Below are 26376 nucleotides of genomic sequence, written 5' to 3'. Positions count from 1 at the left end.
CAGTCCAATTCTATTTGATCGTAAGGTGCTGTTATATCATAGTATTTTTAGGCAATTCGCATGTGTTGGCGCGCCTCGTTGCTGCCCAGTTGCCACTTTAGAACGTCAAAATGAGGGATTGTGTGCACAATCGCTTCGACTGCCTTGCGTCCGCAGCACCCAGGTTTTATGCCATTCTCATGGCAAACCAACTGGTATTGATTATAAGCGTCGCTAGACAGACTTGTTAGATTTTGTCTGTCCGACGACGTATATTGCATTTCCAATAGATCGAGCACTATCTCGTGGAAAACGCTGTCAAACCTTGGCATACGATTTCCTGAATTGCTGTGCTTGGGCAAAAGCGCGTCCGGCCCGCCGCGCCGATACAATTTGACCCAATTCTGAACAGTCGATTGCCTCGGAAAACGGTTACCCTTGATTTTGAAGGTGGGTTCTTCGGCGAACTCGCGTTGAAGTATCGGTATGCGTTTTGCCCAATGAACGCCTTCCTCCCCAAGCTTTAGTGCATTTTCCACAATGCGTAGTCTTAGCTGAGCTTCACGTGCATCTTTAGCGGTTACATTGCGAGGACGTTTGTCGAAGCCTTCTTCCTTCACTAGCCCATCGTGCACATGGTCCCGATATTCTTGTCCAGATATCTCAAAAGGATCAACTTGGGAGTTCGATATCTGATATGCATCCCGCCCAGCTTTCGCTCCATCGACAGCATAGGTTTCTCCCCTATATTTGATGGTTCTCTGATGCCGCCTTTTGACAATCTGCTTCAAAATTCGATTACCTCCAGATGTCTTCGGTCGCGGTTCGCAGTATTCAGGTTCGTGGATGGCCCAAGAGCTTCACATGAAAAATCGAACACCAGGTAGCCATCAAGAATAAGGCGAAGAATCTTCGCTTGGGGGATACCAATATTCTCTCTTAGTTCTTTGAACGTCACACGTTGCTGTTTGAGACACACTATTTTGCTTGCAAGTTGAGGGGCGGTCTCTTCGGCTTGTCCTTGCAGTAGCAGCCAAGCATTTCGATCAATCGGCCCCTGCAATAAGGACTCAGTTACAATGACAAGCGAGATTCCGACTTCGGCAAGAAGTGAAGGATAGTCCAGGTACTCAGGTTTCTTATCTATGTGAGCGCTGTGCTTGGCATCCAAGTAGAACAAACGGCCGTCGACAAGTTTGACTTCTAGGTCTGGTGTATAAAGCTTAGGCCTGTACCGGCGCCCTTCATAAGCCTCTAGCGCCGCTTCTTTGTTTGCAAATGCTCTTCCGGTTCCCATGTCGATTGTGCAAGGCTGTGGCTTAAGCGAGACCACACGAGGGTCGACCTGCATGCAACGAACCAGCGATGCCTCCATTTGGCTCTCAAGCTGAATGACGCCTGGGAACTTGGCGCCAGACATTTTGCCAGCGCGTTTTTTCATTCCGCGCTTGTGAACGCGTCGGGCCGTCGGGGGTGCGTGTCGATCTATCCTCATACGGGCTCTATACATGCATCCATTCGCATTGGCAATGGGCTCGATGCGAATAAAACAATTGCGACTGATGATGACTGAAGACGAATTTCAAGATTTGGCCAAAACTGAAAACTGGATTGCCCTCGGAGCGTGGCTGAATCGCGTTGTCCAAGACAGCCAAGCCTATGGGTACGCGTTTCCGGACGATGCACTCCAAAGCGTTGCCGCGATCAGAGGCACAAAGCCTGCAAGCCTTCGCAATCCGATGTCCGCGGCGAAATGGTTAGAACAAAACCGACCCGATCTTTTTGAATCAAAGCCCGACTGGCTGGCCATGATGCAAGTTATTTTGCTTTCAAGGATAGATCGGTATGACCCCAAGAAATCCAAAGAGATAGCTGATGCCGTTCTATCAGGGGAGTTGTCTCAAGCGGATACAAAATCTATTCTTGATGAAGCTCGATTGGCGGAGAAGCCCGCGGTCGTGATTGCCAGAGGTGGTTTTGGCGGCCAGCGAAGAGCCCGAGACTTCGAAGTAAGCGCAAAAATGCTTTTCAAACAGAACACTAACGACATCTTCAATGTGGAAAATTTGACTGTTCGAGAAGGCAGAACGTTCGAGCCTCTTGCCACAGACTTAATCGTTTACGAAGGCTCGGAGCCTTTTGCAGCGATTGAGATCAAAGGCCCAAGGAATAGAATTGATCCTAGCTACTTGATTGACCAATTGGCAAGAGCAGCACTTCTTTTGAGAAAGGTTCCTCAAGTACTATACGTTGTTCCTGAGCAATCTGAGTACAAACTGAGTGAACTTGTGGCGATACGTGACAAACTCGAAATCGAAGGAATTAAATTTGGGACATTGCCGGAGAAAAGTCGGCTCAAACCAAAAGATCTAAAGGTTCTGGGATGATGTACTCTCTGAATGTTGGGTGTTAAGCCGTGCGCGAAGGTCTGCAATGCGCAGAAAGCGGACTTTGCAAAGTCTTGGGTACAGATCGTAATAGAAGTCTATTTTCTCAGAACTCTGGGCCTAAGCATCGCTGGCTGAGGATTAGAAGCTCGAACGACGGATTCAGTTTCAAGGTTCAAATCCATCTCAGCGGATCGCCCAGAGACTGTTGATCTTCCCCGAGTTCAGAGCGGAGTGAACAGATAGAATGATGCGGCGTGACGCCAATTTATTTCCTACCGACCCGGAGCGGGCAGGGTTTGGCTCAAGGCAGTTCCAGGAAGGGTCAAGATAAACGCAGAAAACAAATGGCTGAACAGATTTCTGGACTGTGACATAGATGATCTTCGCCGAGGTTGGGTGTGGGTGAACTAGTAGTTGAAACGCAAACCTAAGCCGGCACCTTTATCGTAGGGGCGGTCGGAACCTATGCCGATGAGGAAATCAGCATAAATTGCGATGCCAGGACTGAGGTTCTTGCCAATCTGGAACTCAGCGGTAGCTGGCCAAGCATCGTTCTCCCAGTCATATGGTGCTTTGATATCAGCCTTGGCCCAGTACCCATCGCCAAACGGTTGTAGCGCAATCAACCGCATCGCGGTTTGGTTTATGTCCGTCGGGCCATTGTATGAAGCAAAATGCTGGAGCAGTGGGATCAGCGTCAGCCCTGATTTTGTGTTTGCAAAGGCGAACCCGCCAAAAGGCGCAATTTGATCGGACCCGGTTCCGATCCCTTTTTCCGGGTCGCCAAAGTCCAGTATCCACTCCAGACCAATGGCCGACTTGATGGCCCACGTTTCGTTGAGCGGTCTCTGAGAAGGGAAATAGATCGCTTTGAGGCTCAATTTCTCAAAGTCAGTGAACCGAGTTCCAGTCACATCCGTTGAGTTGTAGTGCAACTCATATTTCAGTTTCAGATCAGGCCGCAGCATGTATGCGCCATCTATAAAGGCGTCCTGCTTGTCAGCACCGTTGCCCAAATCAAAATACTGATACCGGATGTCCGTGTTATTGACTGCGGCCAAAGGGTTTGAAGCGTTTTCATCGGCGATTGCTGAGGCCGCAACAATGCCAGTCGCCAATGCAAGGACAAGCGCTTGGATTTTCATATTGTTTCCAGAATTTTTGTTGTGGATGCCAAGCCCCACATCAAGCATATTATCATCTGATGCGGGGCTTGCATGACTCTTATCAGCTTCACCTTTTAGTCGGGCTGAATGTCCCGCTTGGCGACAAAGGCATCCACCGCTGCGACGGTTTCAGGACGAAGGTTCACGATACCTTCATAGGGACGTCCAGTCGCGGCTGGTTGATCGGGGTACATTTCCTTGAATTTCAGGTGGCGGGCAATAATGCGGTTAAACTCATGTCCAGCCCATGCTCCGATCTCGGTCGATACGCTCTGTTCTTCGCGGGGGTCGCGGAACAGGTTGTAGAACTTGGCCACGATAGCATTTTCACCTTTGGCCGGAACTTTGAGTTTGATGTGTTCCTTTACCACCTCTTTCAGCGAATTGATCGAGTAGATCAGTACATGATCCCTGCGCCCATGCGTATCGCCAATAAACATCAGGGACGTCTGATCGACACCGTCAATGATCCGGTCGCGGGGGATGGCATCCATCGCTCCGCCGATACGCGCAATTGACGTGAACAAATCAGAGATATGAATAATGTCAGATACAATTGAGTCTCCCTCGATCAAGCCGGGCAGGCGGGCAAACGCGTCCACCCGAACGCCTCCTTCAGACGTATCGGCCTTGCCGCCGCGGAAGACCAGCGGCGAAAACCCACTGCCGGGGGCATATTTGGTGAAGTGACCGTTGTCGCCCATCAAAACGATCAGGGTATTATCCCTGAGCCCCAGCGCATCGACTTCGTTCAGAACGACCCCTATCCATTCATCCAACTCTTCCATGCTTTCAACGAATGTACCGCCGTTGGGTGTCGTGAACGCTTCTCTCGTCGTGCGCGTTGTCGACAGAGGGACAAGCGGCCAGTATTGCAGGAAGAACGGTTCATCCCGTTCTGCTAGCAGGCGCAACTGCTCCATCGCCTGTGCCTGATAGCGGATGTTCATTTCATTATATTTGTCCTGGGTCCATTTCTCACCCGGTTCCATATGGACTTCGCGGACCTCCCCGCCAATAACAGCTTCAAGGCCGGTAATCATGTGTCCCGGATCAGGGCGAAACCAATCATCCAGCGTGTATTTGGAGTTGTAGTTGTCTTCCCCTATGGCCATGGTGATTTCTTCCTTGGCTGCATCTTCGTTGAAGATGGCCAACTGGCCCTGCTGATGGATGGGGAACGCGGCGTAGTCAAAGCCCTGATAAGTAGGCCAGGATTCCTGAATGTCGCCCATGTGCCATTTGCCAACATGCGAGGTGTTGTAGCCTACGGATTTCAGAACTTCGGCAATTGTGACTTCTTCATCGGCAAGGCCAAAACCTGAAATATCGACGGCGGTATCGCCCATCCCATTGCGATACGGCTGGCGACCCGTCATGAAGGCGACCCGCGACGGTGTGCAGGACGGCTCGGTATACATGCGCGCAAACCGCATGCTTTCCTCTGCGAGCGCGTTGATATTGGGCGTCGAATACCCGCGTATCGCGTTCATCTCGGGCATACCCATGTCGCCAAAACCCATGTCGTCAATAAGGATGTAGAAGATGTTTGGAGGGTTCCCTCCGTTTTTCTCACGAAAATCGGCCAGCAGTTGGTCAACCTGTGCGTCGTTCTCGACCCAAACGGCTTCGTTTTGCTGCTTCAGCACATAGTATTCCGCATCATGCACGATATTGCTGTCCTGAGCTGCCGCCGTGATAGCGGAGCCGGCAAAGACCAGCGCGGAGAGGAACAGTTTTGATTTCATGAGATACCCCTGTTTCATGATATACTTGTTTTCAGACCTTCAAGGATCAGATGATGGCAAAAGGTTGAAAGGGAGAGTTCGCTGTCTTCAGCCTGTGAGCGCAACAACTCTTTTTCGCTTTTGGTTAGCAGCGTTACGACGCGTTCGGTGCGCACAGTATCTTCAGGCAACGATGGGCGTCCGAACCTCTTCCCTCTCGATTTGTCTGCTTTGTCTTGCAATTGTCCACGCCTACATATTCGAATAACATTTCATGAAAACTACCTGCGGGGCGGAATGGACGACATCAAAAAACGATCAGCCCCCAAAAAAACCTGCGCCCCAAACACACTTTTTTTGCAGGACCCTTCGCAATTCCGCGAGCTGTCCCAATGGGATGTCGAGCTACGTCAAATTGAAGAGGGAACTATGAACTCTTCGGTATCCGTTTGGGCAGGTCTTGACCTTCAAATGATTGATTTGTCGTTTGATAAGGCTGTGTACCAAACCGGAGTTTCTCGCCCTGACATTCTAGCGTTTGGCTTACCAGACAAAGGGAGTGTACGAACTTGGCTTAACGGCTCACCCTCAGACACCGCTCTGATGAATTTTGGTAGCGGAGACCCTTTTGAAGGCGTGAGCAATTCAACGCTCACAGGCCTGACCTTTGGCATCGACATCCGAAGGGCTCAACGGATCGCCGACGATTGCGGTCTTGATATCAGCACCGTGCGAAATGACGCTTTAAGATCCTTCGTTAGCGACGCTGGCAAGCTGCATTACTTAGTCAAAAACAAAGCGCGCTTTCTAATTGGATCAGCGGCCGGACCAAGCTCTGATAGTGAAGAGAGTGATATGATCTTAGAGCTTCTGGAAATGCTGGTGGTAGGCGAAAAATGGAGTGATCGGCGAAACAGTAAAAATAGAACCCGTTTAGCACAACAAGCCGTTGAGTTCATGCGGGCCCATTTGATGGATAACGTGTCAATCGGTGAGGTATGTGCAGATATTCAGGTATCCACATGCACTCTTCGTCGCGCGTTTCAGGAAACATATGGGGTGAGCCCCAAGCAGTTTTATCTAAGAGCCCGTCTCGGTGCTGTGCGCCATGAACTGGTATCCTGCTCGCCAGAGGAGAGTATATCGGACATCGCAAACGCTTACGGATTTTGGCACATGGGTCAGTTCGCGCGAGACTACAGAGCACTCTTTGGACAACTGCCGACACAAACGTTGTCAGGCAAAATGAACTGAAACAGAGCTTGGCAGTCCGCGGCCTAACTTGTCCGCAACACTAGAATTGCAAAGTCGGATTTTGAAGGTCCGCTTAGGGCTGACTGCGGTCCTTTGAATTAAGAATGCGGATGGCTGCAAAGTCCGCATCTCGGAAGTCACCTTGCTTGGAATTGAAGGTCTGCTTTGGGCTGGGAGCGGCCATCCGAAAACCTTCCCCGGCAATATGGCGATGGCGCTAAACAAGCAAAGAATGAGACCCGAAGATATAGAACCTCGAACTAAGGAAGTTGAAGATTAATACGCCCAGAGTTTTGGGCCAAAAATGCAAATCTTTGGGCGAAATGCAAAGCTATGGGCGCACCTACAACAAACTCAAAAATCAAGATTCTCCACACTAAGCGCGTTTAGCTGGATGAACTCGCGACGGGGCTCCACCACGTCTCCCATAAGTTTGGTGAACAGATCGTCAGCTTCGACCATATCATCCACGCGCACCTGCAGCAGTGTACGGGCATCCGGGTCTAGGGTGGTTTCCCACAATTGATCCGGGTTCATCTCGCCTAGGCCTTTGTAGCGTTGCAAGGACAGACCCTTTTCACCCTCTTCCAGAATGGCGCGCAGCAGGTCCAGCGGGCCGTGGATCGCCTGCAAGCGGTCACGACGGACCAGCGTGGCCGGAGTGTTGTAGACCTCTTGCAGGCTCTGCGTAAAGCTGCCGGTTTTGCGGGCCTCGCCCGAGCGCAGCATCGGGCCGTCCAGCGTGCGCACCTCTTCAACGCCGCGCAGAATGCGAGCCAGACGGATACCATGGTCCTGTGTGATCCGGCCCTGCCAGCCGCGTTCGTATTCCAGCGCGATCAGGTCCAGACGGGCGGCGATCTTGTCGGCCACGCCTTGCAGGTCAGCGTCTACGGCACCCGGCACAAAGGCGCCTGCGACAGCGGCCTGTTCCAGAATGTGCCGCGGGTAGTGGGTCGGGAAAGCGTCCAGAACGCGTTTCAGCTGGCGCGCTTCGTCCACCACGCGGGTCAGGTCCTGACCGATGATCTCTTCGCCCGAGCCGAGTTTCAGCACAGCCCCTTCGACGCCCTGATTGATCAGATAGTCATCCAGCGCAGCCTGGTCCTTCAGGTAAACTTCTGATTTACCACGAGAAACCTTGTAAAGTGGCGGCTGTGCGATATAGAGATATCCACCCTCGATCAGTTCCGGCATCTGCCGGTAGAAGAAGGTCAGCAGCAGGGTGCGGATATGCGCGCCGTCCACATCGGCGTCGGTCATGATGACGATCTTGTGGTAGCGCAGCTTTTCGATGTTGAACTCATCGCGACCAATGCCAGTACCCAGCGCCATCACCAGATTGCCGATTTCCTGAGACGACAACATCCGGTCGAACCGCGCCCGTTCCACGTTCAGAATCTTACCGCGCAGCGGCAGAACGGCTTGCGTCAGCCGGTCCCGACCGGTTTGCGCCGACCCACCCGCCGAGTCACCCTCGACCAGGAAGACTTCAGTCTTGGACGGGTCCTTCTCGGAACAGTCTTTCAGCTTACCGGCCAGATAATTCACATCCATCGCCGTCTTGCGGCGGGTCAGTTCGCGGGCCTTTCGGGCAGCCTCACGGGCCAGCGCGGCTTCGATGATCTTGCCAACGATCCCCTTTGCCTCGTTCGGGTTTTCTTCGAACCACTCAGCCAGTTTTTCGTTCATCAGGCCTTCAACCGCGGGGCGGACTTCGGACGAAACCAGTTTGTCCTTGGTCTGAGACGAGAATTTCGGATCGGGCACTTTGACCGACAGTACACAGGTCAGACCCTCGCGCGCGTCATCGCCGGTGAAACTGACCTTTTCCTTCTTCGCGATCCCACTGGACTGCGCGTAGTTGTTGATCGTCCGGGTTAGCGCGCCGCGGAAACCGGCCACGTGCGTCCCGCCATCCCGCTGAGGGATGTTGTTGGTGAAGGGCAACACCGTCTCGTGGTAGCTGTCATTCCACCACATTGCGATTTCAACGCCGATATCGTCGCGCTCGCCCTTTATATAGATCGGCTCGGGCATGGCCGGGGTCTTGGAGCGGTCGAGGTATTTGACGAATTCTTTCACGCCGCCTTCATAGAACAGCTCAGTCTCAAGCCGTTCCGCAGGGCGTTCGTCGATCAGGATGATCCGCACGCCCGAGTTCAGGAAGGCCAGCTCACGCAGGCGCTTCTCCAGCGTCTCAAACGAGAATTCCAAGTTCGAGAACGTATCGGTCGAGGCCAGAAAGCGTACTTCGGTCCCGGTACGGTCGCCGCATTCTTGGACCACCTTCAGGTGTTCCGCTGTCTCACCGCCCTCAAAGCGCGCGACGTGTTCTTTGCCATTACGCCAGACGCGCAGTTCCAGCCAATCCGACAGCGCGTTCACCACGGAAACACCCACACCGTGCAGACCGCCAGACACCTTGTACGAGTTGCTGTCAAACTTACCGCCCGCGTGCAGCTGGGTCATGATGACCTCGGCGGCCGAGACGCCCTCTTCCGGGTGAATATCCACCGGAATTCCGCGTCCGTTATCGCTGACCGAGACGCTGGAATCGGCGTGAATTTTCACAGTCACATGGTCGGCATGACCGGCCAGAGCCTCGTCAATTCCGTTATCAACAACCTCGTACACCATATGGTGCAGACCCGAGCCGTCGTCCGTGTCCCCGATATACATACCGGGACGTTTGCGAACGGCCTCCAAGCCTTTGAGAACTTTGATGGAATCAGCGCCGTATTCCTGTGGTGCCTGTGCGTCTTCGGACATGCCGTTAGTACCTATATTATTTTGGTAACTTATACGTTTTCTGGTGGGGATTGTCACGCGGTCCCCCAACATTTTGTGGTTCTGATCCGGTTTATTTACCGTTCACAACTGATCGAGGTCCGCCGCAATATCTTCGGCAATTTCCACCGCGTTCACATCGTCGCGTTCAGCCGACAACCGTAGCCCCAAAAGGTCGGATTGGTACCGCGCGGCAAGGCGGTCCGGGTCGTGGTCGGGGGCGATTTCTCCGGCCTCTTGCGCGCGACGAAACAGCTCTGCGAAACAGGTTTTCATTTCAACCATATGGGTGCGCGCCTGACCGGCCAGATCGTGATCTTTGGCCTGCAATTCGGCATAGGTTTTAGCCAACATGCAGGCTTTGGTCGGCAGGCCCGACGCTTCGACCACGCGGCGGGGCTGCGCCTTGAGCGCGCCAAGCGGACCCAACTCCTTAGCCAGTGCCATCATGTTGGTAACCCCGTCCTGCGCATACCGTTCCAGCGCCAATGCATAAAGGGCATCTTTCGACCCGAATGCCGCATAGAAACTGCCCGGCTTCAGTTTCAACTCACGCTCCAAATCCTTCAGTGACGTTCCCGCCCAGCCGTGACGCCAGAAAATGTCACGGGCCTGCGCGATCAGTGCGTCTCTGTCATAGGAAGGTTTGCGCGGCATTTTTCACCAGTTCTTGAACGTCTGCTCAAATATATACTTGAGCGATCACTCAAGAAACCCTAAATACGACTCATCGCGCCAGAAACAGGAGTTCCGACATGGCCAATTTCCCGTCTCATGACCTCGAAACCGCACCCGAAGGTTCCAAACCACTGCTGGAGAAATCGCAAGCCGCCTTTGGCCGCCTGCCCGGCCTGCATAAGGTGATGGCGGAAAGCCCGCAGCATCTGGAAGGCTATCAGGTGCTACACGGCCTTTTCCTGCAGACCGACTTCGACAATGACGAGAAAACCGTCGTCTGGCAGACCATCAACGTGGAAAACGAGTGTCATTACTGCGTGCCCGCGCATACCGGCATCGCCAAGATGATGAAGGTGTCGGACGAGATCACCGAGGCCCTGCGCAACGAAACCCCGCTGCCTTCGCCCAAGCTTGAGGCGCTGCGCACATTCACCCTGCAAGTAATGGAATCCCGCGGCAACCCGACCGAGGAACAGCTGCAGGCCTTCTTTGACGCCGGTTACTCGCACCGCGCCGTTCTGGACGTGGTGCTGGGTCTGGCGCAGAAAACTATGTCGAACTACGTCAATCACATGGCCAAAACCCCGGTCGACGAAGTCATGCGCGGCTTCCTGTGGGAACGCAAAATTGGCGAACCGGCCTAAGCGGTCACGACCGAGCCCTCATCGCCTTCGGTAACAACCAGCGTTTGGGCTCGCTCTCCCAATTCGGAAAACAGTTCAGGCCCGGTGCCCGTCATCCAGGCCTGGGCGCCCAGCGCGCAAATCTCATCATAAAGCGCCGCGCGCCGCCCCGCATCCAGATGCGCGGCCACCTCATCCAACAACACGATCGGGGGCGCGCCGACCATCCCCGCCAGCGCCCGCGCGTTGGACAGGATCAAGGACACAAGCAGTGCCTTCTGCTCTCCGGTCGAGCAGTCCTTGGCCGGAACCCCTTTGGCGGCGAATACGCCGTAGAGATCCGACCGATGTGGTCCGACCAACGTCCGCCCTGCCGCCAGATCGCGGAATCGGCTCTCATTCAACGCCTCACGCAGATCATCGGCCGTCTCGGGCATCGCTCCTTCGGTCTGTATCAGCTCCAGATCAGCCGACGGGAAGGCGGTTTCCGCCTGCTCTTGCGCCGCGCGCAGGTGATCCAATGCTGAAAGCCGTGCTGCATGAATGCGGTGACCGGTCTCGGCCATCTGCCCCTCCAGCGCCGCATACCAATGTGCATCACGCACCTGCTCTTTCAGCAGGCGGTTCCGTTCGCGCATGGATTTTTCATAAGTCAGGGACGCCTCGGCATGGGCTGGGTCGAAACTCAGCGCGATGCGGTCCAGAAATCTTCGGCGCCCTTCGGCCCCTTCGATCCACAGCCGGTCCATCGACGGGATCAACCAAACCACCCGCGCCAGCTTGCCCAGATCGATCTGGCTGGCTGCCTTGCCATCAATCCGAACCTGACGTGCAGCACCGCCTTCGGACCATGTTTCAATCTCGTAGTTCTGCCCCTGCGCGTTCAGCAGACCGGACAGCTTCCAGCCCAGCGCCTCAGGGCGGCGAGTCATCTCGGCCGCACTGGCCCGACGCATCCCGCGACCGGGCGAGAACAACGACACAGCTTCAAGGATATTGGTCTTACCGGCTCCGTTCGGCCCATGGATAGCCACTGGCCGCCCATCCAGAGACAGCCGCGCCAGTTTGTGGGACCGGAAATGCGATACCGTAAGTTCGGTCAGGGCCAAAGTCATGACCCCTCCCTTTCGTTAAGGATCACCCCGCAGGGTCGATCAGACGCGCATCGGCATGACAACGTAGACCGCGCTTTGATCATTGCCTTCGCGCATCAATGTCGGGTCACCGGCCGAGTTGAACAGGAACACCGCATTCTCGCGATCCACCTGTGAGGCAATCTCCAGCAGGTACTTTGCGTTAAAGCCAATCTCCAGCCGCTCATCGCCATAGGCCACGGCCAGCTCTTCCTCGGCGGCACCGCTGTCAGGCGCATTAACCGACAGAACCAGCTTGTCCGCATCCAGTTGCAGCTTCACCGCGCGCGAGCGCTCGGACGACACCGTCGCCACCCGATCAACGGCCTGCGCGAATTCGGCAGCGTCCACTTCCAGCTGACGGGTGTTGCCCTGCGGAATCACACGAGTGTAGTCGGGGAAGGTGCCATCGATCACTTTTGACGTCAGCGTAATATCGGGTGTTGCGAAACGGATTTTGGTTTCGCTCACCGAAACAGCGATGTCCATTTCATCATCGTCCAGCAGCTTGCGCAGCTCACCCACGGTTTTGCGCGGCACGATCACGCCGGGCATGTCCGCCGCGCCGTCCGGCAGATCGGCATCAATGCGGGCCAGACGGTGGCCATCGGTGGCCACGCAACGCAGCACCTTGCCGCCTTCGGACCCGTCCGCAACGTGCATATAGACACCGTTCAGGTAATACCGGGTTTCTTCGGTCGAGATGGCAAATTTCGATTTGTCGAACAACCGCCGCAGCAAAGCCGCGGATGCGGTGAAGTTCGACTGATACTCCGACGAAGCCATCACCGGAAAATCTTCTTTCGGCAGCGTCGCCAGCGAGAAGTTCGACCGGCCCGCCTCAACCGTCAGACGGCCTGCGGCGCTGTCGGCGGTCAGGGTCACCAATGCACCGTCCGGCAATTTGCGCACAATCTCATGCAGGGTTGTCGCGGCCACGGTTGTGGCACCCGCCTTTTCCACCTGCGCCGGGGCCTTGTCGACCACTTCGATATCCAGGTCGGTGGCGCGGAACATGGCTTCGTTGCCTTCGGCCTCGATCAGCACGTTGGCAAGTATGGGAATGGTGTTACGACGTTCTACAACAGATTGGGCCTGGGAAACGGCCTTGAGAAGGGTGCCGCGTTCGATGCTGATCTTCATACCCTCAGTTCCTCTGACTTGCGTACCGACATGGGCGGGACTGGCACGTTAGCGGTTCCACCCTGAGGCACAAGGATTTTTTACGGTTTTCTGGGTCGGAACGCCCATTGCGTCAAGGGCCGCGTGGCCCGGCGGGCACAGTTCACCGGCAACCGTGGATTAATGCGCACAAAAAAGCCCCGGGCACAAAGGTCCGAGGCTTTCCCTGAGGGACTTGAGGTATGTCTCAGGCTTCCAGCGCGCGGCGCAGCATTTCCACGTCTTCAGCAATCTGGCCGTCGGTGGTTTTCAGCTCTTCGATGCGCTTAACACCATGCATGACCGTGGTGTGGTCACGCCCGCCAAACCGGCGTCCGATCTCGGGCAGCGAGCGGCTGGTCAATTGCTTGCACAGATACATCGCCACCTGACGCGGGCGGGCATAAGACCGCAGGCGCTTGGGGCCGATGATGTCGGACAGGCGGATGTTGTAATAATCCGACACTTTGCGCTGAATCTCTTCGACGGTGATCTTGCGCTCGGACGCGCGCAGCACGTCGGCCAGACAATCCTGCGTCAGCTCCATGTCGATCTCACGACCCACCAACGAGGCAAAGGCGAACAGACGGGTCAGGGCACCTTCCAGCACACGGACGTTGGTCGAGATGCGATGGGCCAGGAACTCCAGCACGCCATCGGCGATGGTCAGGTCGGGATATGTATTGCTGTATTGCTGTACTTTGTTCTGCAGGATGCCCAGCCGCAACTCGTAATCGGTCGGGTGCAGGTCCACGACCAAACCGCACTGCAGACGTGACTTCACGCGGTCTTCCAGATCCTTGATCTCACCCGGGGCGCGGTCCGCCGAGATGATGATCTGCTTGTTCTGATCCACCAGCGCATTGAAAGTGTGAAAGAACTCTTCCTGGGTCGAGTCCTTGCCTGCGATGAATTGCACGTCATCGACCATCAGCACATCGACCGAACGGAACAGGTGTTTGAAGTCCATCATCCGGCGCTCGCGCAGAGCTTGAACAAAGCGGTACATGAACTGTTCCGCCGACAGGTAAAGAACGTTCAATTCGGGACGCTTGGTTTTAAGCTCCCATGCGATGGCGTGCATCAGGTGCGTTTTACCCAGACCAACGCCCCCATAAAGAACCAGCGGGTTGAAGGTGACGGGGCCGCCTTCGGACACACGGCGCGCCGCAGCATGGGCCAGCTCGTTCGGCTTGCCGACCACAAAGCTGTCAAAAGTAAAACGGGCGTCCAAAGGCGCGGCCTGCAGCGATTCCAACGCATCATTTGCCGACTCGGCCTGCTGTGACAGAGATTGAGGCTGAGGCGTATCCTGAACGACTGCGGGTGCAGTTTCGTTAGACGGGCGCACCGGCGAATTGGCGGCAACACGAAACGCCAATCGTTGAACCGATTCCCCGGCGGTGTTCATCTCATATAAGATGAGGTCCGCAAAATTCTGGCTCACATAGTTGCCCATAAAATTCGTCGGAACCGAGAACACCGCCACACCATCCTGCAGCTCTTGGAATTCAAGAGGTTCGATCCAGGTGGTATAGTTGTTCTTACCGACCGCCTTGAGCAATTTGTTACGCAGTTGTCCCCATTTTTCTTGTGTCATCAAGCGCCTCACGCATCCCATTCTTTATTGGCCTGTCGGCCTTATTACCCAGTTCCGGTTACCCGGTTATTGGCGTACACTTGCAAAAGGGTACCCATACGCCAAACCACATGGATTTGGCGAGGATGTCGTAATAGTCAGCACGGCCTAGCCAATGGACACCCATAAACCGGGCTCCCCGTAGGCCGGGTTGCGCATCGCAAACATGTTTTAGACAGGGCTCAGATCTTTGGTGACCCAAAAACCTATAGCAGACCAGCAAACAGGCAGTATCCGTTTGCCGACATTTGTTTCACGACCATCCTGATGCCCGTCAGTATAATCAGTGAAACAGCCTGTCCCCCCAAGCGAGTGAATCGCTGACTTAGTGGTAACAAGAGGCCATGGCGTACGGCAACGAAACTCTGATGTTGACTCGGGTCTTCGGCAGAAAGAATCTCTCGGCTTCGTGAAGACGCGGCTTTCAGGCAACAGCACGAAAAAAGCGCCACGAATTGTGACGCTTTTGTAAACAATTTAGCATTGTTTTGTTGACCTTACGTCAACCTTTAGGTTTAGCCCAGTGCTTTGACCCGTGCCGACAGGCGCGACATCTTGCGCGAGGCGGTGTTCTTGTGGAAGACGCCTTTGGTGACGCCGCGCATCAGTTCGGGCTGAGCTGCGCGCAGGGCTGCGGTCGCTGCATCCTTGTCGCCGGATGCGATCGCTTCTTCGACTTTGCGCAAGTAGGTGCGGATGCGCGAGCGGCGTGCTTTGTTGATTGCGAAACGCTTGTCGTTCTGACGCGCGCGTTTTTTAGCCTGGGGCGAATTTGCCATGTGTTTCTGACCTTCGTTCGGTACGGTTATATTCGGTTACGCGTCACGGATTATCCGCACCGGATCAGAATCACGGGTGTGAGTCGGGCCAAGCGGGCCGCACGCGCATGTATAGCGGCGCTAGTTATCCAAGATTGCCGGCTTTGCCAAGCGGATTCTTTCGCGGTGCATGGCAGGCATGAAAAAGGCGGGTCAGGCCCGCCCGTTCCGATCCGTTGCGCGCGGATTACTTGTCGCGGAACTGGGCAGCGCGTTTTTCCTGAAACGCGGCCATGCCTTCTTTCTGATCTTCAGTCGCGAACATGGAATGAAAGACGCGGCGTTCGAACAGCAGGCCTTCGCTCAGCGTCACTTCGTAGCTGCGGTTGACGGCCTCTTTGGCGGCCATCGCACTCAGCTGGGATTTCTCGGCGATCTTGTGAGCCGCACCAATCGCCTCTTCCATCAACTTCTTGGCCGGAACGACGCGGCTGACCAGCCCGGCGCGCTCGGCTTCTTCGGCGTCCATAAAACGGCCGGTCAGGTTCATGTCCATCGCTTTGGACTTGCCGACAAAGCGGGTCAGGCGCTGTGTACCCCCCAGTCCGGCAATGACGCCCAGATTGATCTCGGGTTGACCAAACTTTGCAGTGTCAGCGGCAATGATGAAATCGCACATCATCGCCAGTTCGCACCCGCCGCCCAGCGCATAGCCAGACACGGCGGCAATAACCGGTTTGCGGATCGCACAGATGCGGTCATTGAAGTCGCCGAACAGGTTCGCCTCGTAGACGTCGACAAAGCTCATCTCGGACATCTCTTTGATATCCGCACCAGCCGCAAAGGCCTTGTCCGAGCCGGTGATGACGATGCAACGCACCTTGTCGTTCTGATCCGCATCCTCAAGCGCTGAGCTAAGCTCTTGCGTGAGCTGCGAGTTCAGCGCGTTCAGTGCATCGGGTCTGTCGAGCTTTATAAGTGCGACGTGGTCTTCGATTTCGACGATGATCGTCTCAAAAGCCATGAGGTGTAAGCTTCCGGTTGTTCCGTTCAGATACGATTCCTTATCACGCGAGGGCGCTGGATCAAGCTATCTTTGGCATTGCGCGCAATAGAAGGATGAGCGACCGGATTGGGTGATTCTTTTGACGATGCCATCGCAGCCATCGGTGCGGCAGGGTTCGCCCTCGCGGCCATAAACGTCAAAGCTGTGCTGAAAATATCCAAGTTCTCCATCGGCTTGGCGGAAATCACGCAGGGATGAGCCGCCCGCCTCGATGGCGTCCTGCAGCACCTGCCGGATGATCGGTACCAGCGCCGCAACGCGCCCCGCAGAAATCTGTCCAGCTTTGCGACGTGGCGACACGCCTGCGCGATAAAGCGCCTCGCAAACATAAATATTGCCCAATCCGGCAACGATTCCCTGATCCAGAAGCGCCGATTTGACCGGTGTGTTCTTGCCCTTGAATGCCTCGATCAAGTGCTGTTCGTGGAAATCATTTCCCAGGGGTTCCGGCCCCAGAACCGACAACAGTTTATGCGCCTCGGCAGTAGCGGTCGGCAGCAGGTCCATCGCGCCGAACCGACGCGGGTCGTTGAAGGTCACCCTCGCGCCATTGGCCATGTGGAACACAACATGATCATGTTTTTCCGGCATCGGGTGTTCGTGTACGAACTGACCCAGCGGATCACCCGACACCGTCATCCGCCCGGACATTCCCAGATGAATCAGCAAGGTCTCACCATTGCTGAGATCAGCCAGAATATACTTCGAGCGCCGCCGCAGCCGGTCAACCCGCTGCCCGGTCAGCCGTTCGGCCATGCGGTCAGGGAAGGGCCAGCGTAGATCGGGGCGGTTCACGTCGGCCCGTTCGATCACCACGCCCTCCATGGCGGGTGTCAGCCCACGGCGGACCGTTTCGACTTCGGGAAGTTCCGGCATGTGCTCTCCTGATTTGCCGCCAACGCGCCTTCCAGCGCTCGCACCATTTCATCATGTCCGGTTACATATCTCAGAATGCGCGCCGTCTTCCCATCTGAAAAACGCAAACGATACATCGGACCGTTGCTGTGTTCGACCGCCACAAGCTTGCCCAGATCAAAGGAATGGCGTTGAAACAATGCCCCGGTCACGGTCAGTTCCTTTCCATCAAAGGTCAACCGATAGACGAAATGGTGCAACACATTGAAGGCAAGCACTGCTATCAGCGCGACCTTGAAAAGGGTGACGGGATAACTGCCGAATTCCGCCTCAAGCGCTCCCATCGCGTAAACATCGAGTTTGTAGGCGAGAGCCAGATAAACCGCCACGAGCACAAACAGAGTTTTAAAACGCAGCCCATAGGTCGTCCGATAGGTGGTTTTATTCAGTGTGTGTTCGGGTGAACTTTGGCTGCCGCGCATGGCCGTTCTTTCGAAGCCGCGATCCCATATTGGAAGGTCCTTGCTCTGATCGTGTATGTCGTTCCATTCATTCGGACCGCGCCATTTCGCGAAATACTGGCGCCCAAAGCGGATCGCCCGGACAAACAAGACAACCAGTATGACAAACACCGACGTCTGAAGGACAAGAAGCGGAGTAACCTCAATCATTTTGTCAGCAATGTCCTATCACGCGGGCTGCCGTGTATAACCCGCCGCGAACATGTACCGTCAATGGGGCACATTTGTGACTTTGGAGCGCACCAAACTGCGCCAATCTGTCCGTCCAGGCGGGGCGCGATTGTCTTCCCGGCGCTGAGCCCTATAAGGATGAGCAACACAGGCAAAGGCGTCCTTTCAATGTCCGACAGCAACGACAAGACCACACATTTCGGGTTCGAAACCGTGCGCGAGGCCGACAAGGCCGGGCGTGTACAGGGCGTGTTCAACTCGGTCGCCTCGAAATACGACGTGATGAACGATGTCATGTCGATGGGCATCCACCGGGTCTGGAAAGACGCGATGATGGATTGGCTGGCTCCGCGCCCCGGTCAGCGGCTGCTGGACGTGGCGGGGGGTACGGGCGATATCTCGTTCCGCTTCCTTAAACGCGCGGGCTATGGCCACGCCACCGTGCTGGACCTGACCGAACCGATGCTGGTCGAAGGCCGCCAACGTGCCGAGGCCGATCAGATGTCCGACAGCCTGAACTGGGTGGTGGGCGATGCGATGGCGCTGCCGTTCGAGGACAACACCTTTGACGTCTACACCATCTCATTCGGCATCCGGAACGTCACCCGCCCGCAAGAAGCCCTGAACGAAGCGTTCCGCGTGCTCAAACCCGGTGGCCGCCTGATGGTGCTGGAATTCAGCCAGTTGCCGAATGACGGGCTGCAGAAGCTCTATGATCTGTACAGTTTCAACGTCATCCCTCGCATGGGTAAGCTCATCGCCAATGATTACGACAGTTATCAGTATCTGGTAGAATCGATCCGCAAATTCCCGGATCAAGAGACGTTCCTGAACATGGTCCGCACCGCCGGGTTCGAAAATGCCAAGTACCGCAACCTCAGCATGGGTATCGCCGCGCTGCATTCCGGCTGGAAGATCTGATACATGCGCGGCCCTCACAACATCATCCGCCTGATCCGCACAGGCGCAACGCTTGAACGCACTGGCGCCATGAATGTGGTGCTGGACGCTTTTGAGGCCCCACGTCCTTTGCGTTTTATTGCGCACGCTCTGGGCAAACCGTTCCAATGGCTGGGCTACAAGGGCGACCCAGACATGCCTCCCGCCACCCGTGCACTAACTGCGCTGGGCCCGGCTTATATCAAGTTCGGTCAGGTGCTCTCGACCCGCCCTGACGTGGTGGGCAACGAGCTGGCCGCCCAGTTGCGCGTGCTGCAGGACAAGCTACCGCCCTTTTCCCGAGCCGAGGCCATGGCCGAAGTTCAAAAAGAACTCGGTCAGTCAGTGGATGAGGTGTTCTCGGAATTCAGCGAACCCATCGCAGCTGCTTCGATCGCACAGGTCCACAAGGCCAAGCTGACTAGCACCGGCGAAGACGTTGCCGTCAAGGTCTTGCGCCCCGGCATCGAACGCGCCTTCCGCAAAGACGTAGACGCGTTCTACTTCGCCGCCCGCATTGTCCAATTGTTCGCCCCCGGCGCGCGCCGCTTGCGCCCGATGGAGGTGATCGAGCACTTTGACGGCGTCGTGCGCGGAGAACTGGACCTGCGTCTGGAAAGCGCTGCCGCGTCGGAATACGCCGCCAACACCAAGGACGATGCCGGGTTCTGGTTGCCGCCTGTGGTCTGGTCACTCTCTGCCCGTCGGGTGATGACTCTCAGCTGGGCCGACGGTATTCCGCTGGGCGAAAACGAAGCGCTCGATGCGGCGGGGCACAACCGCCGCGATCTGGCCGAACGCGTCCTGCGCCTGTTCCTATTGCACGCCCTGCGCGACGGTTATTTCCACGCCGACATGCATCAAGGCAACCTGAAGGTCGCGGCCAATGGCGATATCATCGCCTATGACTACGGCATCATGGGCCATATCGACGAATACACCCGCCGGGTCTATGCCGAGATCCTCTTCGGCTTCATCCGCCGCGACTACAAACGCGTGGCCGAGGTGCACTTTGAAGCCGGATACGTTCCCGCCAACCAGGATGTGGATGAATTCGCCCGCGCCCTGCGCGCGGTGGGTGAGCCGATCTTTGGCATGGACGCCTCGAATATCTCGATGGGCCGCCTGCTGAACTACCTGTTCGAAGTCACCGAACGATTCGGCATGGAAACCCGGACCGAGTTGATCCTGCTGCAACGGACGATGGTGGTAGTCGAGGGCGTCGCACGCTCGCTCGATCCACACACGAACATCTGGGAAGTCGCCCGCCCCGTGGTCGAGGATTACATCAAACAATCAATCGGCCCCCGCGCAGCCCTGCGCGATTTCGGCAAAACGGCTTGGGTTCTGGCCCGGTTTGGCCCGCGCCTGCCGGGGTTGGTCGAAAACGCTCTGATTGCCCAGACCCAGAAGGACGAGCCGCAAACATCACCTCTGTGGTCCGCGGCCCTGCCAGCCGGTATCGGCGCTGCTGTTGGCGCTGCGCTGGTTCTGCTGCTCAACGCGCTCAGCTAAAGCCATCCCGCCCGCTTCATCTGTCCAAAATATCCTCGGGGGGAATCGCGCCCCGCGCGATGGGGGCAGACAGCCCCCCTGCCCGGCCCCGACTCAGAGCCGCTCGATGGCGATGGCAATCCCTTGTCCGCCTCCGATGCACATGGTGATCAGCCCTTTGGTCCCACCCGTGCGCTCCAGTTCGTACAGCGCCTTCAGCGTGATGATCGCCCCGGTCGCCCCCACCGGATGGCCCAGGGCAATCGCCCCGCCATTCGGGTTCACCTTGGACGCATCCAACCCAAGCTCCTGATTGACCGCCAGAGCCTGCGCCGCGAAAGCCTCATTGCTTTCGATCACGTCGAAATCATCCACCGACAGGCCGGTCTTGTCCATCAGGTTCCGCACGGCTGGAACGGGCCCGATCCCCATCACCTCGGGGCGGACACCGGCATGGGCATAGCCCAGAATGCGCGCCTTAGGCTTCAACCCAGCCTTTTCAGCCGCCTCTGCCGTGGCCAGAACCATGGCCGCAGCACCGTCATTGATGCCCGAGGCGTTACCCGCGGTCACACGACCATCCTTTTTGAACACTGGCCGCAACCCTGCCAAAGCCTCGGCCGTGGTGGCCTTGGGGTGTTCGTCGACCTTGAAGTCCACCATATCCCGCTTGACCTTGACCTGAACCGGCGCGATCTGGCTGTCGAAAAACCCTGCATCGATCGCCGCTGCAGCGCGGGTCTGGCTGGTCACTGCAAAGTCGTCCATCTGCTCGCGGCTGATCTGGTGCTCGTCAGCGACATTCTCAGCCGTCACACCCATATGGCCGGTGCCGAAAGGACAGTTCAGCGCCCCAAGCATCATATCCAGCGAAGTAACGTCGCCCATCTTTGCGCCCCACCGCGCCTGCGGCACGATATAGGGGCTGCGCGACATGCTCTCGGCTCCGCCGGCTACGGCAAACTCGGCATCGCCCAGCATCAGGGACTGTACCGCCGAGACAATCGCCTGCGCGCCTGATCCGCACAACCGGTTCACATTCATCGCGGGCGTTCCATTCGGAATACCCGCCTGCATCGCGGCAACACGGGACAAGTACATGTCGCGTGGCTCAGTGTTGATGACATGACCAAACACCACATGCCCGATCTGAGCGCCTTCAACACCCGAGCGTTCCAACGCAGCTTCGGTGGCAACGGTCGCCAAGTCGATGGGCGCGGTCGACGCCAGCGCGCCGCCAAAGGTTCCAATTGCGGTGCGGGCACCGTCCAGCAATACGATATCGGTCATGTCTGTCTCCTCCGGGATTCGGGGCCATTATGCATCTGCGGCATAGACCTGTCCTATGAGACGTCCCGTCACGGTTGGAATTGACATCCACCCCCACACGGCGCATGAAATTCCGTCATGACGGACAACACTGACGATATCCTGACACGCCTGCCTGCCCGCCTGAAAGAGGCGCGCCGGGCCAAAGGCCTGTCGCTTGAAGCCGTGGCCAATCTCAGCGGTGTGTCTCGTTCCATGGTCAGCCAGATCGAACGCGGTGAAAGCAGCCCGACCATCTCGACCCTGTGGAACCTGACCCGCGCCTTGCAGGTCGATTTCGCGGGCCTGCTGGAAGACGCAAACACCGCCGACCAGATCGAAGTTCTGCGCAAAGCCGAAGTACCCAGCATCGACAACATGGGTCAAAACTGCCGTATCCGCATCCTCTCACCGCCCGAAGAGGCCGGTGGGCACGAGGTCTACGATATCGAATTCGACACCGATGGCGCTTTGACCAGCCAACCCCATGCACGCGGTGCACGCGAACAACTGACGGTGCTGGAAGGATCGGTCCGCGTGACTTCGGGCACTGCAGTCAACGATCTGCAGGCAGGTGACACCGCACGCTATGCCGCTGACGTGACCCATTCGATCACAGCCAAAAGCACCGCGCGCGTGTTCCTGATCGTTAAGAACGCCTGAACGTTTCGGCCCTAAGATTGGGGAAAACGCCGAACCTGCGATAGCTATTAGCTTTATCAACCATTGGGGGCATCCGGATGGGGCTTGAAGTTATTGGGGCCGGATTTGGCCGCACAGGAACGAATTCTCTGAAAATCGCTTTGGAACAACTGGGCTTTGGACCCTGTCATCACATGTTCGAAGTTCGCGAAAATCCCAAGCAACTGCCCGCGTGGGAGGCTGCGGCACGCGGGGAATCTTCGGATTGGGATGCCATGTTTCAGGGCTATCGCGCGCAGGTCGATTGGCCCGGCGCCGCTTACTGGCGACAGCTCGCCACGCATTACCCCGCCGCCAAAGTCATTCTGAGCGTCCGTGACCCTGACGCATGGTTTGACAGTGTGCAGGCCACAATTGGCCCGTTCATGACAACGATGCGGGGCAAGCACGATCAACCGCACCTAAATGCCATTGCCGAAATGTGCAGCAAGTTCATTGTACAGGATATCTTTGAGGGCCAAATGAATGACCGCGAGCACGCAACACGCGTGTTCAAGGCACATGTTGATGCGGTCGGCCAGACAATCGCGGCGGACCGGTTGCTGATCTATGAAACCGGGAGTGGTTGGGACCCACTATGCGAATTCCTTGGGGTCGACGCCCCTGAAGAACCCTATCCTCTGACCAACTCCAGCAAAGAGTTTCAAAAAAAGATCAACGACACAAATTAGTTAGATGCATCCAGCAAGGTGTACCCCTTGCATTTCCAATATTTCGGATTTTATTCCGCAATACAGAATTCCCGTATTCCGGAATCAATTCCGCTATGATAGATAATGTCCTGCGCAAGGAGGATTCGATGTCGCAAGATTTCTTGAACCACGTCACCGAAACGCTCGACCAGATTCGAGCTGAAGGCCTGTACAAAAGCGAACGAATGATCACCTCGCCTCAGGGCGGTGAGATTACGGTGGGCGACAAGCAGGTGATCAACCTGTGCGCCAACAACTATCTGGGTCTGGCCGATCACCTGGCACTGATCGACGCCGCCAAGGGTGCTATGGAGCCCAAGGGCTTCGGCATGGCCTCGGTCCGGTTCATCTGCGGCACGCAGGATATTCACCGCGAGTTGGAGCAAAAGCTGGCGCAGTTCCTGAACAAGGACGATGCGATTCTGTTCGCCGCCTGTTTCGACGCCAATGGCGGGCTGTTTGAGCCTTTGTTAGGGCCTGAAGATGCCATCATTTCGGACAGTCTGAACCACGCTTCGATCATCGACGGGGTGCGGCTGTGCAAGGCCAAGCGCTATCGTTACATGAACAATGACATGGACGACCTCGAAGCCTGGCTGAAACAGGCGCGCGAGGATGGCTCGCGACATATCATGATCGCGACAGACGGCGTGTTTTCAATGGACGGCTATCTGGCCAACCTGCCGAAGATTCGCGAACTGGCCGACAAGTATGACGCTATCGTCATGGTGGATGACTGCCACGCCACAGGCTTCATGGGGCCGAACGGTGCGGGCACGCCGGATCATTTCGGCGTCGAAGTAGACATCCTGACAGGCACCTTGGGTAAAGCACTTGGCGGGGCAATCGGCGGTTACATCGCCGGGCCGCAGCCAGTAATCGACCTGCTGCGGCAGCGTGCGCGGCCCTATCTGTTCTCAAACTCGCTGCCTCCCTCCATCGTTGCGGCCGGTCTGGAAGCGATCCGACTGGTCGAAGAGGGCGACATGTTGCGGGCCCAACTTTTCGGCAATGCCAAATACTGGCGCGCAGGGTTGGAGAAGCTGGGCTTTGACCTTCTGCCCGGCGAACATCCGATTATCCCGGTGATGCTGGGTGAGGCGACTTTGGCGCAGGATATGGCTGCAAAATTGTTTGACGAGGGCGTCTATGTTTCGGGCTTTTTCTTCCCCGTCGTTCCGCGCGGGCAGGCACGGATCAGAACACAGATGAATGCGGCTCTGACCAAGGACGAATTAGACCGAGCACTGGCGGCCTTCGGCAAGGTCGGCAAGGAATTGGGAGTGATCTCGTGATTCTGCCTTCTGTGATCGACGCAATCGGAGGCACCCCGCTCGTCGACCTTTCACGCGTTTGCCAGCACCTTGATCTGGAAGGTCGCATTCTGGCCAAGCTGGACTATCTGCTGCCGGGGTTTTCCAAAAAGGACCGGGCCGCGAAATCCATCATCGAACTGGCGCGCGCAGACGGCACATTGGCCTCAGGGCAAACGGTTGTCGAACTGACCTCGGGCAATATGGGCACCGGTTTGGCGATTGTCTGCGGCATTCTGGGGCACCCTTTTGTAGCGGTCATGAGCGCCGGAAACTCGGTCGAACGCGCGCGGATGATGCGGGCCTTGGGGGCCGAAGTCGTGATCGTCCCACAAGCCGAGGGCAGCAAACCCGGAGAAGTCTCGGGGGCCGATCTAGCGCTGGTGGATGACGCCGCGCAACGCATCACCTTCGAACGCAAGGCGTTTCGGGCTGATCAGTTCGGTCACTCGGGTAACCCCAAAGCCCATGCCACCGGTACGGGGCCTGAAATCTGGGACCAGTCCGGCGGGTCCGTAACGGCGTTCTGCGACTTTGCTGGGTCTGGCGGCACTCTGGCTGGAGCGGCAGAATACCTGACAACGCTGGGCGTGCGATGCTATGCAGTCGAACCCGAAGGTGCCCGCGCATTGGCCGGAGAAACAGTCAGCAACCCCGGTCACCCAATTCAGGGCGGAGGCTATGCCATGGGTGATCTGGTTCATCTGAACGGAACACCTCTGGCCGGGCATTTGGCAGTTTCTGGCGACGCAGCACGAGAAGGCGCGCGGCTGTTGGCCCGGACCGAGGGCATTTTCGCCGGCTTTTCAGCAGGGGCCAACCTTGCTGCGGCTATCGACCTGTTGCGGGGGCCCGAAAAGGGCGGCTGCGTTGCTATTGTGATGTGTGACAGCGGGTTGAAATACCTGTCCACCGATTTGTGGGAGTAAACTCATGCGAGCCAACAGCATGAAAGCACTTGAGAAATCCAAGCCCGAAGAGGGGTTGTGGATGGTGCAGGCCCCGGTGCCCGAAATCGGCCCGGAAGAGGTCCTGATCCGCATCAACAAGACCGGCATCTGCGGCACCGATATCCATATCTGGAACTGGGATGAATGGGCCGCCGCGACCGTGCCAATCCCGATGATCACCGGCCACGAATTCGCCGGTGAGATCGTTGAACTTGGACGCAACGTGACGGGCCTTGAAATCGGCCAGCGCTGTTCCGGCGAGGGCCATCTGATCACCACAGACAGCCGCCAGAGCCGTGCGGGCAAGTTCCATCTGGACCCCGGAACGCGGGGCATCGGCGTGAACGAACAGGGGGCTTTCGCGCAATACCTGAAATTGCCCGCGTTCAACGTGGTGCCTCTGCCGGATGATGTCCCGGATGAGATCGGAGCGATCCTCGACCCGCTAGGCAACGCCGTACACACCGCGCTCAGCTTTGATCTGCTGGGTGAGGATGTTCTGATCACCGGCGCAGGCCCCATCGGCATCATGGCCGCGGCAGTCGCGCGTCATGCAGGTGCTCGGCATGTGGTGATCACAGATATTAACCCGGATCGTCTGAAACTGGCCGAGCATGTCGTACCCACCGTGCGCACCGTCGATGTCTCCAAGGAGGATCTTCAAGACGTCATCACCGAATTGGGCATGAAGGAAGGCTTTGACGTGGGTCTGGAAATGTCCGGCTCACAAATCGCGCTGGACCAGATGGTCGAGGCGCTGGTGATGGGTGGAAAAATCGCCCTGCTGGGAATTCCGCCGGGAAAATCCCCAGTCGATTGGTCCCGCATCGTGTTCAAGGCCATCACCATCAAGGGCGTCTATGGGCGTGAGATGTTCGAGACCTGGTACAAGATGATCGCCATGTTGCAGAACGGTCTGGACGTCAGCCGGGTCATCACGCACCAGATGAAGGTCGACGATTTCGCCGAAGGCTTTGCCGCGATGAAATCGGGCCGGTCCGGCAAGGTGGTGCTAGACTGGACCTAACGCTCTGGCACCGCGCGGGTTTTGACCCTAAACAGGGAAT

At 56.7% G+C, this 26376-nt stretch carries 24 protein-coding genes; 10 read left to right on the top strand and 14 right to left on the bottom strand.

Translation table 11 applies throughout. The features are described 5' to 3' along the window. Positions 1-47 precede the first annotated feature (47 nt). Positions 48-770, bottom strand: a complete 723-nt coding sequence (locus GOW98_RS18500) for a hypothetical protein (RefSeq protein ID WP_170334746.1) — start codon at positions 768-770, stop codon at positions 48-50. Further along, positions 767-1420: a hypothetical protein gene (locus GOW98_RS18495; RefSeq protein WP_170334744.1), complete on the bottom strand. Its 654-nt coding sequence runs from the start codon at positions 1418-1420 to the stop codon at positions 767-769. Before GOW98_RS18495 ends, GOW98_RS18500 begins: the two co-directional genes overlap by 4 nt. Before the next feature lie 124 nt (positions 1421-1544). On the opposite strand from GOW98_RS18495, the gene GOW98_RS18490 reads away from it, so the two are divergent. After that, positions 1545-2366 carry a hypothetical protein gene (locus GOW98_RS18490; protein ID WP_170334742.1) on the top strand — a complete coding sequence of 274 codons (822 nt, stop codon included), beginning with the start codon at positions 1545-1547 and terminating at the stop codon, positions 2364-2366. 410 nt (positions 2367-2776) lie between these two features. Here GOW98_RS18490 and GOW98_RS18485 read toward each other — a convergent pair whose 3' ends face one another. Both GOW98_RS18485 and GOW98_RS18480 read right to left on the bottom strand, forming a co-directional pair. Continuing rightward, positions 2777-3562 (bottom strand): hypothetical protein, encoded by a 786-nt coding sequence (locus tag GOW98_RS18485; protein WP_170334740.1) that lies wholly within the window; start codon positions 3560-3562, stop codon positions 2777-2779. 47 nt (positions 3563-3609) lie between these two features. Next, positions 3610-5283, bottom strand: a complete 1674-nt coding sequence (locus GOW98_RS18480) for a sulfatase-like hydrolase/transferase (protein ID WP_170334738.1) — start codon at positions 5281-5283, stop codon at positions 3610-3612. A gap of 276 nt (positions 5284-5559) precedes the next feature. On the opposite strand from GOW98_RS18480, the gene GOW98_RS18475 reads away from it, so the two are divergent. Continuing rightward, a complete protein-coding gene (locus GOW98_RS18475) occupies positions 5560-6516 on the top strand; it encodes a helix-turn-helix domain-containing protein (RefSeq protein WP_170334736.1) in 957 nt (318 codons plus the stop codon). Between the two features lie 354 nt (positions 6517-6870). Here the strand turns inward: GOW98_RS18475 and gyrB are convergent, their stop codons facing one another. Further along, positions 6871-9288 (bottom strand): DNA topoisomerase (ATP-hydrolyzing) subunit B, encoded by a 2418-nt coding sequence (gyrB, locus tag GOW98_RS18470; RefSeq protein ID WP_170334734.1) that lies wholly within the window; start codon positions 9286-9288, stop codon positions 6871-6873. 102 nt (positions 9289-9390) lie between these two features. Next, a complete protein-coding gene (locus tag GOW98_RS18465; protein WP_170334733.1) occupies positions 9391-9963 on the bottom strand; it encodes a TetR/AcrR family transcriptional regulator in 573 nt (190 codons plus the stop codon). 98 nt (positions 9964-10061) lie between these two features. Between GOW98_RS18465 and GOW98_RS18460 the strand changes: the two genes are divergently transcribed. Next, positions 10062-10628 carry a carboxymuconolactone decarboxylase family protein gene (locus tag GOW98_RS18460; RefSeq protein WP_170334731.1) on the top strand — a complete coding sequence of 189 codons (567 nt, stop codon included), beginning with the start codon at positions 10062-10064 and terminating at the stop codon, positions 10626-10628. Here GOW98_RS18460 and recF read toward each other — a convergent pair. The 7 genes from recF to GOW98_RS18425 form a co-directional block, all read right to left on the bottom strand. Beyond that, complete coding sequence (gene recF, locus GOW98_RS18455; RefSeq protein ID WP_170334729.1) at positions 10625-11722, bottom strand: DNA replication/repair protein RecF; 1098 nt, start codon at positions 11720-11722, stop codon at positions 10625-10627. The genes GOW98_RS18460 and recF overlap by 4 nt on opposite strands. Before the next feature lie 39 nt (positions 11723-11761). Then, positions 11762-12883 carry a DNA polymerase III subunit beta gene (gene dnaN / locus GOW98_RS18450; RefSeq protein WP_170334727.1) on the bottom strand — a complete coding sequence of 374 codons (1122 nt, stop codon included), beginning with the start codon at positions 12881-12883 and terminating at the stop codon, positions 11762-11764. A 226-nt stretch (positions 12884-13109) separates the two neighbouring features. Further along, positions 13110-14501 (bottom strand): chromosomal replication initiator protein DnaA, encoded by a 1392-nt coding sequence (gene dnaA / locus GOW98_RS18445; RefSeq protein WP_170334725.1) that lies wholly within the window; start codon positions 14499-14501, stop codon positions 13110-13112. A 554-nt stretch (positions 14502-15055) separates the two neighbouring features. After that, on the bottom strand, positions 15056-15319 hold the full coding sequence (gene rpsT, locus GOW98_RS18440) for a 30S ribosomal protein S20 (protein WP_058282200.1): 264 nt from the start codon (positions 15317-15319) through the stop codon (positions 15056-15058). 226 nt (positions 15320-15545) lie between these two features. Continuing rightward, the gene (locus GOW98_RS18435) at positions 15546-16322 is read right to left on the bottom strand and encodes an enoyl-CoA hydratase (protein WP_170334722.1); all 777 of its coding nucleotides are present in this window, start codon (positions 16320-16322) and stop codon (positions 15546-15548) included. A gap of 66 nt (positions 16323-16388) precedes the next feature. Then, positions 16389-17240, bottom strand: a complete 852-nt coding sequence (mutM, locus tag GOW98_RS18430; protein WP_170334720.1) for a bifunctional DNA-formamidopyrimidine glycosylase/DNA-(apurinic or apyrimidinic site) lyase — start codon at positions 17238-17240, stop codon at positions 16389-16391. After that, positions 17198-17851 (bottom strand): hypothetical protein, encoded by a 654-nt coding sequence (locus GOW98_RS18425; protein WP_170334718.1) that lies wholly within the window; start codon positions 17849-17851, stop codon positions 17198-17200. The genes mutM and GOW98_RS18425 overlap by 43 nt, the downstream gene beginning before the upstream one ends. 228 nt (positions 17852-18079) lie before the next feature. Here GOW98_RS18425 and ubiE point away from each other — a divergent pair, with 228 nt between their 5' ends. After that, complete coding sequence (gene ubiE / locus GOW98_RS18420; protein ID WP_170334716.1) at positions 18080-18832, top strand: bifunctional demethylmenaquinone methyltransferase/2-methoxy-6-polyprenyl-1,4-benzoquinol methylase UbiE; 753 nt, start codon at positions 18080-18082, stop codon at positions 18830-18832. 3 nt (positions 18833-18835) lie between these two features. Further along, entirely contained in the window at positions 18836-20365 is a 1530-nt protein-coding gene (gene ubiB / locus GOW98_RS18415) for a 2-polyprenylphenol 6-hydroxylase (protein ID WP_170334714.1), read from the top strand. A 93-nt stretch (positions 20366-20458) separates the two neighbouring features. Here the strand turns inward: ubiB and GOW98_RS18410 are convergent, their stop codons facing one another. Continuing rightward, complete coding sequence (locus tag GOW98_RS18410) at positions 20459-21634, bottom strand: acetyl-CoA C-acyltransferase family protein (RefSeq protein WP_170334712.1); 1176 nt, start codon at positions 21632-21634, stop codon at positions 20459-20461. Positions 21635-21751: 117 nt separating this feature from the next. On the opposite strand from GOW98_RS18410, the gene GOW98_RS18405 reads away from it, so the two are divergent. From GOW98_RS18405 to tdh, 5 genes are all read left to right on the top strand, one after another. Beyond that, the gene (locus GOW98_RS18405; RefSeq protein WP_170334710.1) at positions 21752-22315 is read left to right on the top strand and encodes a helix-turn-helix domain-containing protein; all 564 of its coding nucleotides are present in this window, start codon (positions 21752-21754) and stop codon (positions 22313-22315) included. 77 nt (positions 22316-22392) lie between these two features. Further along, positions 22393-23025: a sulfotransferase family protein gene (locus GOW98_RS18400; protein ID WP_170334708.1), complete on the top strand. Its 633-nt coding sequence runs from the start codon at positions 22393-22395 to the stop codon at positions 23023-23025. Between the two features lie 128 nt (positions 23026-23153). Then, positions 23154-24341, top strand: a complete 1188-nt coding sequence (locus GOW98_RS18395) for a glycine C-acetyltransferase (protein WP_170334706.1) — start codon at positions 23154-23156, stop codon at positions 24339-24341. Further along, a complete protein-coding gene (locus GOW98_RS18390; protein WP_170334704.1) occupies positions 24338-25288 on the top strand; it encodes a PLP-dependent cysteine synthase family protein in 951 nt (316 codons plus the stop codon). The genes GOW98_RS18395 and GOW98_RS18390 overlap by 4 nt, the downstream gene beginning before the upstream one ends. Before the next feature lie 19 nt (positions 25289-25307). Continuing rightward, a complete protein-coding gene (tdh, locus tag GOW98_RS18385; protein ID WP_170334821.1) occupies positions 25308-26336 on the top strand; it encodes an L-threonine 3-dehydrogenase in 1029 nt (342 codons plus the stop codon). Positions 26337-26376: the final 40 nt, after the last annotated feature.

The sequence above is a fragment of the Ruegeria arenilitoris genome (assembly GCF_013032445.1).
GTDB lineage: Bacteria > Pseudomonadota > Alphaproteobacteria > Rhodobacterales > Rhodobacteraceae > Ruegeria > Ruegeria arenilitoris_F.
This window is presented reverse-complemented; position numbering and strand designations above follow the sequence as displayed.

Bases quoted from the DNA above. Each gene is read 5' to 3' on its own strand.
- GOW98_RS18495 (WP_170334744.1), bottom strand. From the start codon at position 1,420: ATGAAAAAACGCGCTGGCAAAATGTCTGGCGCCAAGTTCCCAGGCGTC.
- GOW98_RS18490 (WP_170334742.1), top strand. From the start codon at position 1,545: ATGACTGAAGACGAATTTCAAGATTTGGCCAAAACTGAAAACTGGATT.
- GOW98_RS18485 (WP_170334740.1), bottom strand. From the start codon at position 3,562: ATGCTTGATGTGGGGCTTGGCATCCACAACAAAAATTCTGGAAACAAT.
- GOW98_RS18480 (WP_170334738.1), bottom strand. From the start codon at position 5,283: ATGAAATCAAAACTGTTCCTCTCCGCGCTGGTCTTTGCCGGCTCCGCT.
- GOW98_RS18475 (WP_170334736.1), top strand. From the start codon at position 5,560: ATGGACGACATCAAAAAACGATCAGCCCCCAAAAAAACCTGCGCCCCA.
- gyrB (WP_170334734.1), bottom strand. From the start codon at position 9,288: ATGTCCGAAGACGCACAGGCACCACAGGAATACGGCGCTGATTCCATC.
- GOW98_RS18465 (WP_170334733.1), bottom strand. From the start codon at position 9,963: ATGCCGCGCAAACCTTCCTATGACAGAGACGCACTGATCGCGCAGGCC.
- GOW98_RS18460 (WP_170334731.1), top strand. From the start codon at position 10,062: ATGGCCAATTTCCCGTCTCATGACCTCGAAACCGCACCCGAAGGTTCC.
- recF (WP_170334729.1), bottom strand. From the start codon at position 11,722: ATGACTTTGGCCCTGACCGAACTTACGGTATCGCATTTCCGGTCCCAC.
- dnaN (WP_170334727.1), bottom strand. From the start codon at position 12,883: ATGAAGATCAGCATCGAACGCGGCACCCTTCTCAAGGCCGTTTCCCAG.
- dnaA (WP_170334725.1), bottom strand. From the start codon at position 14,501: ATGACACAAGAAAAATGGGGACAACTGCGTAACAAATTGCTCAAGGCG.
- rpsT (WP_058282200.1), bottom strand. From the start codon at position 15,319: ATGGCAAATTCGCCCCAGGCTAAAAAACGCGCGCGTCAGAACGACAAG.
- GOW98_RS18435 (WP_170334722.1), bottom strand. From the start codon at position 16,322: ATGGCTTTTGAGACGATCATCGTCGAAATCGAAGACCACGTCGCACTT.
- mutM (WP_170334720.1), bottom strand. From the start codon at position 17,240: ATGCCGGAACTTCCCGAAGTCGAAACGGTCCGCCGTGGGCTGACACCC.
- ubiE (WP_170334716.1), top strand. From the start codon at position 18,080: ATGTCCGACAGCAACGACAAGACCACACATTTCGGGTTCGAAACCGTG.
- ubiB (WP_170334714.1), top strand. From the start codon at position 18,836: ATGCGCGGCCCTCACAACATCATCCGCCTGATCCGCACAGGCGCAACG.
- GOW98_RS18410 (WP_170334712.1), bottom strand. From the start codon at position 21,634: ATGACCGATATCGTATTGCTGGACGGTGCCCGCACCGCAATTGGAACC.
- GOW98_RS18405 (WP_170334710.1), top strand. From the start codon at position 21,752: ATGACGGACAACACTGACGATATCCTGACACGCCTGCCTGCCCGCCTG.
- GOW98_RS18400 (WP_170334708.1), top strand. From the start codon at position 22,393: ATGGGGCTTGAAGTTATTGGGGCCGGATTTGGCCGCACAGGAACGAAT.
- GOW98_RS18395 (WP_170334706.1), top strand. From the start codon at position 23,154: ATGTCGCAAGATTTCTTGAACCACGTCACCGAAACGCTCGACCAGATT.
- tdh (WP_170334821.1), top strand. From the start codon at position 25,308: ATGAAAGCACTTGAGAAATCCAAGCCCGAAGAGGGGTTGTGGATGGTG.